12 protein-coding genes are annotated in these 13,211 nt (G+C 45.9%); 8 read left to right on the forward strand and 4 right to left on the reverse strand.

Annotated features, from left to right (window positions below; translation table 11 throughout):
- Window positions 1–48 precede the first annotated feature (48 nt).
- Window positions 49–2,061 carry an AMP-dependent synthetase/ligase gene (locus ACN08Z_RS02320; RefSeq protein ID WP_419102993.1) on the reverse strand — a complete coding sequence of 671 codons (2,013 nt, stop codon included), beginning with the start codon at window positions 2,059–2,061 and terminating at the stop codon, window positions 49–51.
- Window positions 2,058–2,816, reverse strand: coding sequence for an alpha/beta hydrolase (locus ACN08Z_RS02325; RefSeq protein WP_419102994.1), 759 nt, complete (start codon window positions 2,814–2,816; stop codon window positions 2,058–2,060). The genes ACN08Z_RS02320 and ACN08Z_RS02325 overlap by 4 nt, the downstream gene beginning before the upstream one ends.
- A gap of 240 nt (window positions 2,817–3,056) precedes the next feature.
- Between ACN08Z_RS02325 and ACN08Z_RS02330 the strand changes: the two genes are divergently transcribed.
- Together ACN08Z_RS02330 and ACN08Z_RS02335 are read left to right on the forward strand one after the other, a co-directional pair.
- The gene (locus tag ACN08Z_RS02330) at window positions 3,057–3,815 is read left to right on the forward strand and encodes a lysophospholipid acyltransferase family protein (protein ID WP_419102995.1); all 759 of its coding nucleotides are present in this window, start codon (window positions 3,057–3,059) and stop codon (window positions 3,813–3,815) included.
- A gap of 200 nt (window positions 3,816–4,015) precedes the next feature.
- Window positions 4,016–5,389: a class II 3-deoxy-7-phosphoheptulonate synthase gene (locus ACN08Z_RS02335; protein ID WP_419102996.1), complete on the forward strand. Its 1,374-nt coding sequence runs from the start codon at window positions 4,016–4,018 to the stop codon at window positions 5,387–5,389.
- A 98-nt stretch (window positions 5,390–5,487) separates the two neighbouring features.
- On the opposite strand, the gene ACN08Z_RS02340 is transcribed toward ACN08Z_RS02335, so the two are convergent.
- Window positions 5,488–6,906 carry a serine/threonine protein kinase gene (locus tag ACN08Z_RS02340; RefSeq protein ID WP_419102997.1) on the reverse strand — a complete coding sequence of 473 codons (1,419 nt, stop codon included), beginning with the start codon at window positions 6,904–6,906 and terminating at the stop codon, window positions 5,488–5,490.
- 164 nt (window positions 6,907–7,070) lie between these two features.
- Here ACN08Z_RS02340 and ACN08Z_RS02345 point away from each other — a divergent pair, with 164 nt between their 5' ends.
- A complete protein-coding gene (locus ACN08Z_RS02345) occupies window positions 7,071–7,403 on the forward strand; it encodes an Rv2175c family DNA-binding protein (protein WP_419103096.1) in 333 nt (110 codons plus the stop codon).
- A 121-nt stretch (window positions 7,404–7,524) separates the two neighbouring features.
- On the opposite strand, the gene ACN08Z_RS02350 is transcribed toward ACN08Z_RS02345, so the two are convergent.
- Window positions 7,525–8,652, reverse strand: coding sequence for a polyprenyl synthetase family protein (locus ACN08Z_RS02350; RefSeq protein WP_419102998.1), 1,128 nt, complete (start codon window positions 8,650–8,652; stop codon window positions 7,525–7,527).
- 172 nt (window positions 8,653–8,824) lie between these two features.
- Between ACN08Z_RS02350 and dinB the strand changes: the two genes are divergently transcribed.
- From dinB to ACN08Z_RS02375, 5 genes are all read left to right on the forward strand, one after another.
- Window positions 8,825–10,087: a DNA polymerase IV gene (dinB, locus tag ACN08Z_RS02355; protein WP_419102999.1), complete on the forward strand. Its 1,263-nt coding sequence runs from the start codon at window positions 8,825–8,827 to the stop codon at window positions 10,085–10,087.
- A gap of 147 nt (window positions 10,088–10,234) precedes the next feature.
- The gene (locus tag ACN08Z_RS02360) at window positions 10,235–10,621 is read left to right on the forward strand and encodes a DUF3040 domain-containing protein (RefSeq protein ID WP_419103000.1); all 387 of its coding nucleotides are present in this window, start codon (window positions 10,235–10,237) and stop codon (window positions 10,619–10,621) included.
- A gap of 277 nt (window positions 10,622–10,898) precedes the next feature.
- A complete protein-coding gene (gene mraZ / locus ACN08Z_RS02365) occupies window positions 10,899–11,333 on the forward strand; it encodes a division/cell wall cluster transcriptional repressor MraZ (protein WP_419103001.1) in 435 nt (144 codons plus the stop codon).
- Between the two features lie 74 nt (window positions 11,334–11,407).
- Window positions 11,408–12,400: a 16S rRNA (cytosine(1402)-N(4))-methyltransferase RsmH gene (gene rsmH / locus ACN08Z_RS02370; protein ID WP_419103002.1), complete on the forward strand. Its 993-nt coding sequence runs from the start codon at window positions 11,408–11,410 to the stop codon at window positions 12,398–12,400.
- On the forward strand, window positions 12,401–13,108 hold the full coding sequence (locus ACN08Z_RS02375; RefSeq protein ID WP_419103003.1) for a hypothetical protein: 708 nt from the start codon (window positions 12,401–12,403) through the stop codon (window positions 13,106–13,108). It abuts the gene before it with no gap.
- The last annotated feature ends 103 nt before the right edge of the window (window positions 13,109–13,211 follow it).

The following is a 13,211-nucleotide window of genomic DNA, read 5'->3' on the forward strand; positions in this document are numbered from 1 at the left end:
TAAGCGGGAGGAGCCAACACCCATCATCTTTTTATCAAGGTAAGGTTATTATTCGCTGGAGGATTCGTCCTGACCGGCGCTATGTTTAGGTGTGTAGTCCTTAATCTGCTCACCTAATTCAATGAGTTTATTGCCAGTTTCTTGACGGAACTCATCAAGTTTCTCGGCACGTTCAGCACGTTTAGCTTCAGCACGTTCAGCACGCTCTGCTCGGAACTCTTCGAACTTCTTAGACTGCTCATTGACAGACTCTTTAGTACGGTTATAAATATCCTCAATATATGAAGCAAAATCATGCGAAACTACAGCACGTTTAATTTTTTGTGACGGAGTCAAATGCCCTTCTTCTTCGGTAAAATCACGGTTCATAATACGGAACTCACGAATAGATTCCGCTCGTGACACAAACGTGTTTGCCTCATCGATAAACTTCTGAATAGCCTCACGAACTTTAGGGTTAATAGCCGCATCAGAAATAGACATCTCACGCGGTAAACCAAGATGCTCTAACTCATCTGGTAAAGCGTCTGGGTCGAGGGTAATCAGTGCCGCAATAAACGGTTTCTCATCGCCAATAAGCATGGCATTAGAAACTAGTGGGGAAGTACGTAGACGCTCTTCAGCAACTGAAGGAATAACGTTTTTACCACCAGCTGTCACAATAATTTCTTTTTTACGTCCGACAATCTTAATAAAACCACGCTCATCAATTTGAGCTAAGTCGCCGCTACGGAACCAACCATCCTCTGTGAAAGCGATAGCGTTTTCTTCAGGGTTATCAAGATACCCCGTAATGACACCAACACCTTTAAGCTCTAACTCGCCGTCTTCAGCAAGACGAGCAGCACCACCAGGTAACAACGTACCAACATTTCCGACCTCAAAGTCGCGGGTGCGTCCAACACAGATAGGACCGGTACATTCGGTTAGTCCGTACCCCTCAATGACCATAACACCTACTGCATGGAAGAAATGGCCTAACCGAGGAGCTAAGGGGCCTCCACCAGATACCGCATATCGGAGGTTTCCTCCCATTGCTTTACGCAACTGAGAGTAAACCAGACGGTCATAGAATGCGTATTGTAGCGCTAACGTGCGGGGAACTTTTCCAGCGATAGAAGCCTTCGACCAACGAATTGCTACGTCAACAGAACGGTGGAAGAGCTTAGCGTTAACTTTTCCGCCTTTCTCTGCCTTACGCACTGACGCCTCATAAATCTTCTCAAAGAGACGGGGGACCACCAACAAGAAGGTTGGTTTAAACGAACCTAAATCAGAGGTTAGATTCTTGATATTAGAAGAATGACCAACCACAACTCCAGCGTCCATCGCCGTAATCTGAATGATACGAGCCATGACGTGAGCTAAAGGCAAGAACAACACTGTTGAACCACCCGGTTTAGAAACATTTGGTTCACCCACCAAGATGTTGGCTGCAACACGCGCAAACATGCCGTGAGTGAGAGGACAACTCTTAGGTTTTCCCGTTGTGCCAGACGTATAAATAATGGACGCGATAGAGTCTAACGTAGCGTGGGAGCGACGCTGCTCCACTACCTCATCACTAATATCCTGACCTTTGCGGACCAGTTCTTTGAGGTCACCTTGATCAATAACCCAGGTATTGTCTAATACAAGGGGAGCGAACTGCTCACCTTCAGCAACAGTGTGAGCAAGGGCTTCTGTTTCTACGAACACTGCTTTTGCCCGAGAGTGCGAAAGCGCCCAAGCGGCTTGAGCAGGTGAAGAAGTTTCATAGACAGGAACTGAAATGGCGCCGGCATACCAGATTGCAAAGTCAACCAGCGTCCACTCATATCGGGTGCGGGACATAATGCCAACGGTATCGCCAATTTCGATGCCTGCAGCAATCATACCCTTAGCAAGGTCTACTACCTGTTTTTTAAACTCGGTGGCACGAATAGGTACCCAGTTGCCAGGGGAGTACTGGACACGGTAAAGAACGGGGTTCTCACTATGTTGTACTTTACGTTCCAAAATATCGGTAACGTTGAGCTGTGGGTCACAGGTGACAGCTTCTGGTACTGAAACATACTTCATAAGGTAACTTTCTGGCTCAATTCACATGATGTGAGAAAAACAGTAGCATGTTCAAAGATGAACGGGGCATCATTATCAAGAGTTGCCACATGATAGCTATTCTCAAGCTCAATAAACTCTACCGGGCAGAGCGCATTTTTCAGAAAATAACGGTGCGAAGCATCTGAAACCACATGATCTTGCCGTGAACGAAAATATAAAACTGGTTCAGACAAAAGCGGTATCACCGGACGCAACTGTCGCCCCAAAAAATGTAACTGCGCTGCAGAGGCAGTAGGAACTCTATCATAAGCACCCTCATCAACACCTTCTAACGCAATATCAGAAGCAATAGAAGACGTACTTGAGATAAAAAACTTCGCATACGGAGTCAAAGACAACAACGGGGTTGGATTTACAACATAAGGATTAATAACAATTGTTCCCACCACCGGACGACGAGCAGACTGATAAAGAGCTAACGCCCCACCCATCGACAAACCCGCAATAACAACGTCACACCCTTGAGAACGTAAACGCCAATACGCCTGATCTACCTCAGCCAACCAATCATGACGAGAAAACCTCGACATATCCTGCCATGAGGTGCCATGACCCGGCAGACAAGGAAGTTCTACCGAATATCCCAACCCCATCACATGCTCAGCTAAAGGACGCATGCTCCACGGCGAACCCGTAAAACCATGCAACACCAGCACACCGATAGACTTTTGACCACGAAAAGATATCGGCTGATGGTTAAAAATACCGGCCAAAACTATATCTCCTGAAGGTGCCTCATCGGAACGCGAACACCACTCATTATAAGGTCACTGAACAGCATTCACCTCGTATCAAAGACACAACTGTCACAAAAACACTCCAGCAAAAATAAACCTGCACTACTTAGGCCATGACAGTTCTCAAGCCACGCAACCAAAACGAGATGCAGACAGAACACTATTGATAAACTATGAATGCATTCGACGCTCGTGTAGAGAGGCACACCCACAAGAATGAAAAATACCCAAAGCACCCGCCTATATATGGTCCTCAAAAAAGTTTGCACTCCACTGCTTGGACGCATCTATCACCACAGCGTCCAAGGACAAGAAAACTTACCAGCAGGGGGAGCCATTCTTGCCAGCAACCACTTAGCATTTTGCGACTCCCTCTTTATTCCCATGTCAGTACCTCGACAAGTATTCTTTCTCGCAAAATCTGATTACTTTACCGGAACCGGACTCAAAGGACGCCTCATGCGCTGGTTCTTCAGCGGCGTTGGACAAATTCCTATGGACCGATCTGGTGGAGCTAAAAGCCAAGCCTCTCTCAACCAAGGAATCAACAAACTACACGAAGGCTGCTACCTCGGCATCTATCCAGAAGGAACAAGAAGCCCCGACGGCAGAGCCTACCGAGCAAAAATTGGTGTTGCAAAACTTGCCCTGAGCGCTCGCGTTCCAGTTGTTCCTATCGGGCAAATCGGAACAGAGCGTGTCCAACCACTTGGAACAAATGCTGTACGTTTCAAAAATGCTGACGGGTCCGCTATTACCGTAGAAACACGTATTGGAAAACCCTTAGATTTCTCCGAATACTGGGACCGTGCATCTGACCATAAAGTTCAACGCCTTGTCGCTGACCGTATTGTGGAAGCAATCCGTGAACTTAGCGAACAAGAATACGTTCCGGTTTATGCTGCAGACGTCAAAGACCGCATGAAAAAACATCATGTCACAGCAGAAGAAGCTATTGCTGAGATAATGTCCTAATTTTTTGCAAACTGCTCAAGATACCGGTAATGTTCACCAAAATACTCGTACCCTGCAGAGGGTATGAGTCACTTGCTTACCAAGCAGTAGCTTCACAAGAATACCGTTCTAAGAACACCCATATCTTAAGAGCGGTATCTTGTTGTAGCACCCCATTTTCTGATACCGCAGAACTTTCGTACTCTCGAAGGAAACCTAATATGTCACTAGAAAACAGCCAACATGGTCAGACGCTGAACTCCCACAATCTGCCAGAGCTTGACGAATGGCGCAATCTACATATTGACCAACAACCAACGTGGCATGAACACCCCGATTATCCTTCGTCTATTCAAGAGCTCAGCTCACTTCCCCCTCTTGTCTTTGCCGGTGAAGTGGACCGTCTGCGCAGAAGACTCGCGAACGTTGCTGAAGGAAAAGCTTTCTTCCTCCAAGGCGGAGACTGCGCTGAAACCTTTAACGACGCTACCGCCGACAAAATCTCAGCACGAGTAAAAACACTCCTACAAATGGCTGTCGTACTCACCTACGGTGCCTCTATGCCCGTCGTCAAAATGGGACGTATGGCAGGACAATTTTCAAAACCTCGCTCCTCAAACGATGAAACACGTGATGGAACCACCTTGCCCTCATTCCGTGGCGAAATGGTTAACGGCTTTGACTTCACGGAAGAAGCTCGTGCTCATGATCCTCGACGTATGGTACGTGGATACCACACCTCCGCATCAACGCTTAACCTTGTCCGAGCTTTTACAACAGGAGGGTTTGCTGACCTTCGTTTAGTCAACCAATGGAATAAAGGCTTTACCGCTAACCCTGCACACGCACGCTACGAATCTTTAGCACGAGAGATTGACCGTGCACTTAAATTCATGGAAGCTTGCGGAGCCGATTTTGAAGCTCTTAAAGCAACCGAAATGTACGTCGGGCATGAGGGATTACTCCTCGACTACGAACGTGCCATGACACGGATTGATTCACGTACTCAAAACCCATATGATACCTCTGCACACTTCATCTGGATTGGTGAACGAACCCGAGGACTAGACGATGCACACGTTAACTTCCTGTCTAAGGTGCGTAACCCCATCGGTGTTAAGCTTGGACCAACGACATCTACGGAAGAAGTCCTCCGCCTCATCGACATTTTAGATCCAGAACGTGAACCAGGACGTTTGACCTTCATTACTCGCATGGGAGCACAGAAAATTCGAGAAAATCTTCCTCCCCTCGTTGAAGCGGTTAAATCTGAGGGCTCAAAGATTGTCTGGGTAACAGACCCCATGCACGGTAACACTATTTCTGTGCCATCAGGATATAAGACAAGACGCTTTAACGATGTTGTCGATGAAGTTCGTGGTTTCTTTGAAGTGCACGAGGCATTGGGAACATTCCCCGGTGGGCTACATATCGAGATGACAGGCGACGACGTCGCTGAATGTTTGGGAGGCTCAGACCCCGTTGACGAATCAGCGTTCTTAGATAGTTATGAGTCTCTCTGCGATCCACGGCTTAACCACCGCCAATCTTTGGAGATCGCGTTCTTGGTTGCAGAGTATCTTGCACGACGCTAAACCTCATTGAGGGTATTTAAAAAATAATATTTTCAATAGTTGAGGGGCAGTAGGAAAAAATTCTATTGCCCCTCAACTATTAATGTCTGAGCTTTTTATCAAAAGCTTTCAAAGAGAAGTCCTTCGCTCGGCAGTGCCGGCAAAGCGTTGAGATGCGGAATGAGCGGAGATTGTATGAGAATCACCGCTAGCTGTTGCCCTAGGAAACCTGCGATAGTGTATGTGAGAATAAAGACGAGCATTATTCCTATACATACAGGCAGAGTAGGCTTTCGAGTCCACGACTGTGGAGGCTTGCGACGAGTTGTAGGATGAGTATGAAAAGCTTGTTGAGGCGGGGTCACTATCGGGTGAGAAGACTCAGCAGGCCCTTGTGGAAGATAATATTGAGCGCTTAGGGCGGACGTATCGTCGGAATTTTCTGCTGTTGTATCTCGTACTGAACTATCAGAATAATAAGTATTTTCTGACTTGGCGTCTTCGAACGTGCGAGAGTCTGCGAACTTTAAGTTTTTATCGACTTCTTTAAAAGCAGTAAAGATAAGGTTCTGCGATTCTTCCAAAGGTTGACTTGCCGCCGTCAGCTGTGCAACGTCCTCCCAGAGACTTCTGCTCGGAAGTGCATCATCTGTCTGTCTATAGTTCAACGCATCAGGTGATAAATCTGAATGAACCTGTTGGAGAATTTCAAAAAGCTCGGTAGCGTGAGACGGGCGCGCTCTCGCCGGTTTACGCGTACACCATTTGATGATTCCTGAAATGCTCTGATCAAGTTGCGGAGCATATTTATTGATGTCTGGTAGTTCCGTCTTCACATTATGGTAGATAACCTGCTGATCATCTGAACACTCTGCGAAGGGAAGTCTGCCGCTGAGCATACGGTACATGATAATCCCCAGAGAGAAAATATCTGCTTGTACTCCCACCTCAGCTCCGGGCGTGACAATCTCTGGGGCAACAAATGACGGCGTGCCCATCAGCTCACCTGTCCACGTCTGGTCAGCACGTCGGGTCAAACCAAAATCTGTCAGTTTAATGTCTCGATAATCTGCAGAGAGAAGAATATTGCTTGGTTTGAGGTCACGGTGAATCAAATCGTGTGCATGGACCTCAGAAAGACCCTCAACTACTGGCAGAATAATCTCAAACATTTCTGCTGGTGTGAGAACCTTACGATGGTTTAACAAATCTTGCAATGTGCAACCGTGCACATAATCAAGAACAAGAAACATCAGCTGATAGCCTTGTTCCTCTTGAACACCAGAATCAATAACACCCACGACATGCTCATGAGATATATTGCGAAGAGAACGTTCTTCTCTAAAAAATTTTTGCTGCTGTGAGATATCTGAACAAAAACGAGCAGACAAAACCTTAATAGCCACAGGATTATGAGAGAACACGTCCGTAGCATAATAAACCTCTGCCATACCCCCTTCGCCGATTTTTTTGCCGAGTTGATAGCGTTGGCCAAAAGTTTTTCCAGTGAGCCATGCGTCAGAACGTGATTTACTCATGTAGCTATACTACTAGGCTCAAAACTGTCGATAGGGTGAAAATATCTTCATTCTTAGCGAATAAAATCCTTTGAGGTGCTCTAAAGCACGGAAAAATTTCTCAATATCTGGCAGACTCATTAACTGTGACTGAAGAAAAAACTACTGCACAGATTTTTGACCTTGTGGGCAATTGGCTCACTATCCCCGATATCGCTGAGCTACTTGATATTAAGGTGACTCGCGTACACTCTCTTATCGCAGAACGTGCGCTTTTAGCTCTTCGCGACCCAGAAACTCAGATTCGTAAAGTTCCAGAATTCTTCTTCCGAGAAGAACACGTTTTGGAATCTCTTAAAGGAACGTTAATCGTTCTTCAAGACGCTGGGTTCAGTGACGAAGAAGCTATCACATGGCTATTTACTGAGGATGAATCCCTACCTGGCCGTCCTATTGATGCGTTACATCAAGGACGGAAAACCGAGATTCGTCGTCGTGCTAGCGCGTTAGCTTGGTAACACCTCTTACGGTGTAAAAAACATCAGATACATCATATGGTGGTGTAGCTATCGTAGATTCTGCGATAGCTACACCACCATTTTCCATCTCGTCGTACAGGGCCCCCAGATACATAAGAGCCTATGAGCGTCGATGCAACATCTTCGACACAATGCCAGCTAAAGCAACGCGAGTGAGCTCATCAATCTGCATACTCTCTAAAGCTGAAAATACTTCATTTCTGGTACTTTCGATGTCTTTTTCGACCTCTGCAAGCGCACCAGAATCAGTAATAATCTTTCGTAGCTGAGAAATCTCATCGTCATTCAGCTCGGGGTTCCCCAACTGAGAATTCAATAATTCCCAATGTTCTCGAGGAGCGTTCTTCTCGACAAGAGCGATGAGTACCGTCCGCTTTCCCTCTTTAAGATCGTCACCGGCAGGTTTTCCTGTCTCTTGTGGCGCTCCAAAGACACCTAATACATCGTCTCGAAGCTGATAACCTTCACCCAATGGCAACCCAAAAGAACGGTATTGCTCAAGTAAGGAGCTCGACTCATCCGAAGAAATATTCAAGGCGAGCGCTCCACCTAAAGATAACGGGTGCTCACATGAATATTTTGCAGATTTATAACGGATAATATTGCGGGCATATTGCAAAGACTGCTGGTAACCTCTTGACGGTACTACCTCGTTGAAAATATCGAGGTACTGACCTGCCATCACTTCAGTGCGCATGAGGTCAAAGATATGTCGAGCTTCAGAACCCCATAATGCTTTGTCTCCGATAGAACTAAACATCATCTCGGACCACGATAGACACAAATCTCCTGCAATAATGGCGCTAGAAGTACCATAATTTTCTGAAGACGTAAGCCACTGTTGCTTCTGATGCTCGTATTCAAATCCTCGGTGCACTGATGGTGCGCCACGTCGAGTATCTGAACGATCAATAATATCGTCGTGAATCAGCGCTGCCGTTTGGAATAATTCGATGGCCACGCCTGCTTTAACAATTTCATTCGAGATATCGTGTGCACCTGCGCCACGATAACCCCAATAGCTTAGGAGCGCACGAATTCTCTTTCCTCCTGAGCAGAGCCTACGGATAGCATTCAGAAGTTCAACCGACTCAATAGAAATCTTGTGAAGAAGCCGTTCTTGGCTCGTGAAAAACGCTTGCATATGGTCTTCTACCGCTTGAAGGTAAGCTTCTTGTTCTACACGGACCTGTTCTGCAATCGTCTGGTTTGGAGCGTTATGAGCCAATGGTGATCCTTGAGCATGAGGGGAGTAAACTCTCCCCATTTTAGGGGAGGTCTTGAAAGAAAATCTACTGTAATACAAGAACTCTCCGGGTGTTGATTCCTAGAAGCTGTCAAAAGTTATATGCTCTTAGTAGCGTTATATCGAATATATGTTCTATTTAGGTGGTGTTTTTATGACAGAAAAGCCCTCAAGAATCATTATGCACCTTGATATGGACGCTTTTTTCGTGAATGCTGAGTTGCTTCATCGAAACTATGCGACGGATGTACCCGTCATTGTGGCGAAAGAAAGCGCTCGCTCTGTGGTGCTTTCTGCCTCATATTCTGCACGTGCTTATGGTGTCCGATCGGCAATGCCACTTCTGAGGGCAAAATCGTTATGTCCGCACGCTATTATTCTTGCGCCGAGCGCAGATTATGCCCACTATTCTCATCAGATGATGAATATTCTGAAAAGTTATAGTTCGCTGGTTGAAAAGATAAGTATTGACGAAGCCTTTGTCGACTTGAGTGGTACCGTTCGTACTTTGGGACACCCCGTGGGTACTGCTCATCATATTCGGCAAAGAATCATGCGTGAATTATCTTTACCTTGTTCGGTGGGGATAGGTCCTACAAAATTTATTGCTAAGATGGCTTCTTCTGCAAGTAAACCTCATGGTTTATGGGCTATTGCCCCTCATCAGGTGCAAGATTTTCTGGACCCTCTGCCGGTTGAAAAATTGTGGGGAGTTGGAGCTAAAACACAGCAGCTATTAGCTGATATTGGTGTGCACGCTGTATCCCAGCTGCGCGATTATTCCCGTCCTTTCCTTATTTCACGTTTTGGTGCGAGCTCAGGCTCTCATCTTTATGATATTGCTCGAGGTCTTGACCCTCGCGAGGTTATCCCTCAACGTCCAGAGAAGTCAGTGGGGGCAGAACACACTTTTTATCAAGATGTTTCATCGTGCGAGCAGGTACAACAGGAATTGCTGAAAATATCTTTATCTTTAGGTGTTCGACTCCGCAAACTTCGTAAATACGCATCAACGATCTCCATCAAAATTCGATACTCAGATTTTCATACAGTAACTCGTTCCACCTCTTCTTCAGAAGGTACGAACTCTGGGCAAAAAATTTATACTGTCGCTTTAGATAAAATGCGGGAGCTTTCTATCTTTGATAGTAACGGTATTGCTCATCGAAGGATTCGTCTGATTGGTGTAAGAGCAGAAAACCTGCGCGATATAGAAACTGGTGTTCAAGGCGCTCTCTTTGATCGAGAATCACAGTACGAGAATTCTCTTTCTGGCTCAACATCATTCGGAAGGGAAGACAACTGGCGTCGAACAGAAGAAATGATGGATCAAATCCATGAACGTTTCGGAGTTAAGGGCATCATGCCCGCAAAATTATTGAATTCTTCTCTCTCAGAAAAAGATGAGACATCGTAGGATGTGGGTGAGAAGAAAATAACCCTCATTATTCTTGGTGTATCCATAGCACTGGAGATAATGCTTCTGTATGATGAGGAGAGAGTTTGAGAAAGAGATACTTTGTCTCTTGTATCCCATCAATAATTATGAAGACAGGGGAGCAATATGCCACTTTCGGAACGTGAGCAACAGTTGCTAGCGCAGCTTGAACAGCAGCTCAACGCGGAAGACCCAAAATTTGCAAGCTCCATGTCTTCCTCTGAGACTTCTTCTGTTGTGACGTATTCTGCTCGGCATTTAGTTCTTGGTGTTTTGATTGCTCTTGTTGGGCTTGGCGTTGTCTTGGCTGGTGTCAGCACAAAACTTATTCTTCTTGGTGTTTTTGGTTGTGTCATTACCGGTGTTGGAGTTTATGTTGCGACATTAAAAGATTCCTCTAAGGCTGCGGTAAAGACTTCTTCTTCAAAGGTGCGTTCTTCCTCAAAAAATACCTCACGTTTTATGAAAGATTTAGAAGAGAAATGGGATAAACGTCAAAACGGTGGATTGTAGTTTTTTCTTAGGTTCTTGAAGTAAACGGCGGTATGGGTGACCATACCGTCGTTTTTTATGTGTTGAGGTGTTGTAGGAGTGGGGAATGATGCTTTGTCGTTGCTTACCTGGGTGTCATCGCAAAAGATATGTGAAAACTCTTAAAAACATCGAGAAATGCGGGTATTTGGGTAGACTGGGGAGGAAAGTGGAGTAAAGTGGGGTAAGGCGAAACAACATGGTTGTAGTTTTCATCCTTTAAGTGCATGAAGAAACCAAGGAAATGTGAGGTGTACTAATGTTTTTAGGAACATATACACCTCGTCTTGACGCTAAGGGGAGAGTTATCCTCCCTGCACGTTTTAGAGATTCCTTGGCTGATGGGCTCGTGTTAACTCGAGGGCAAGAACGTTGTCTCTACGTTTTCCCTCTAGAAGAGTTTCAACAAATTCATGAGCGGATGAGGATGGCTCCCATATCATCTAAACAATCCCGTGACTATATTCGTGTGTTCTTATCGGGTGCTTCTGATGAAGTGCCTGATAAACAGGGAAGAGTCACTATTCCCACGAACCTGCGCGAGTATGCAGGTTTGGGGAAAGAACTAACTGTTATCGGTGCCGGTAGCAGAGCTGAGATTTGGGATTCTCAAGTATGGGAAACATACCTTGCAGCGAAGGAACATGAGTTTTCTGCAACAGATGAAGAAGCTTTAGAAGGTTTCATCTTATAAGCACCTAAAGATACCACCTCAAAGAACCACCAACATCATGAAAACGTTATAGGTCATAACGTGAAGGAGCAAAAGTGACTGACGGCGCCGCACTCGGCAAAGAAGCCCATCAGAGGCACATCCCCGTTATGCTTGACCGCTGCCTTGAGCTTCTTGCACCTGCTATCAGTCGTGACAACGCTTATGCTATTGACGGGACGTTAGGAATGGGTGGGCATACCGAAGCGATGCTTGAACGTTTCCCAAAACTAACCGTTATTGGTATTGACCGTGATCTTGAAGCTCACCGTATCGCGGGGGAACGACTCCAACGCTTTGGTTCACGATTTAAACCTATCCACGCTGTATACGATGAAATTCCAGATGTTCTTTCATCATTGGGCTTAAGTTCTGTTGATGGTGTGCTCTTCGACCTTGGTGTTTCTTCTATGCAACTAGATGAGCGCGAACGCGGATTTGCTTATTCCTATGATGCACCATTAGATATGCGTATGGACGCTACTGAAGAACTCACTGCAGAGCGTATTGTGAATGAATATTCTGTTGAAGAGCTACGTCGTATCATTCGTTCTTGGGGAGAAGAAAAATTCGCCTCACGTATTGCCTCAGAGATTGTTAAAACCCGTCAAGAGCAACCTTTAGTAACCACAGGAGAGCTTGTCAGTGCCATCCAACGTGCTGTTCCTGTTGCTGCTCAACGTCAGGGCGGGCACCCTGCAAAAAGAACTTTTCAAGCCTTGCGTATCGAAGTTAACCATGAATTAGATGCTTTATCTCGAGCGATTCCAGCAGCTATCGATGCGCTAAATCTTGGTGGGCGTCTTGTCGCGATGAGCTATCACAGTTTAGAAGATCAGCTTGTTAAAAAAGCGATGGTACGAAAAGCGACTTCTAGTGCGCCTAAAGGTTTTCCCGTTGAGCTTGAAGAACATAAACCGGAGCTAAAAATTATTACTCGTGGTGCAGAACCGCCGAGTGAACAAGAAATTAGCGAAAATTCGAGGGCGGCTAGTGCAAAATTACGAGCTGCTGAAAAGGTTAAGATGAATCGGGGAGGAGGGCGTTAGATGAGTGCTGAACCTCAATTTCCTCGTCGAGGGCAGAATATGAAAAATTCTTCGTCAAAGCGCCATTTGCGGCTCGTCTCTGATTCTGTGAGTGTATCTTCTGCTAAAGCTCGGCCGGCTTTAGTTCCAGGTGCTGCGCCTAAGAACCGTAGAATGCTGATTATTCTCGGGTTCCTTGCTATTCCTTTTGCCCTCGGAATTATCCTATGGCTTAACATTCTCACGGCGCAGGGACAGTACGAACTTCTCGATCTTCGTGCGCAAGAAAAAAGTCTGATTGAAAAAAATGAGGCGCTAGTTCAAGAAATTGAGTACGATAAAGCACCTCAAGATTTAGCGGTGCGTGCATCTCAACTAGGGCTTGTTGCAACAGACGTGACAACAACACTGAACTTGCAAACAGGGCAGCTGAGCGGAACTCCTGTTCCTGCGGCAAAAGTTGAAGGTCAAGACCATCGTAAAAATCTGATTAGCCCACCTGCCTTGTATGACACCGAAGCGTATGCTAAGGCTAGCGAACGAGCTGCTGAACAGCTCAAAAAAGAACGTGCAGAACAGAAACGTAAAGAAGAAGCTGCACGTCAGAAGAAAGAAGCTGAGCAGAAAGCTCAGCGTCAGCAGCATGAACGGCAGGAAAATGCTCCTCCTTCTGCCTCGCCGTCACAACAGCCTGCCCCTCATCCCTCTGCGCCAGATGCAAACCACTAATAACTGGGATATGACACCTTCGCTCACAGTCGTAGAGGTTCAACTATGTTGTTTTCAGGCAGGATGATGGTTTAAAGATTCTACGTGTTATAAGTAGGCAAAT

The organism is Rothia sp. P7181 (genome assembly GCF_048513015.1).
In the GTDB taxonomy this organism is placed as follows: domain Bacteria; phylum Actinomycetota; class Actinomycetes; order Actinomycetales; family Micrococcaceae; genus Rothia.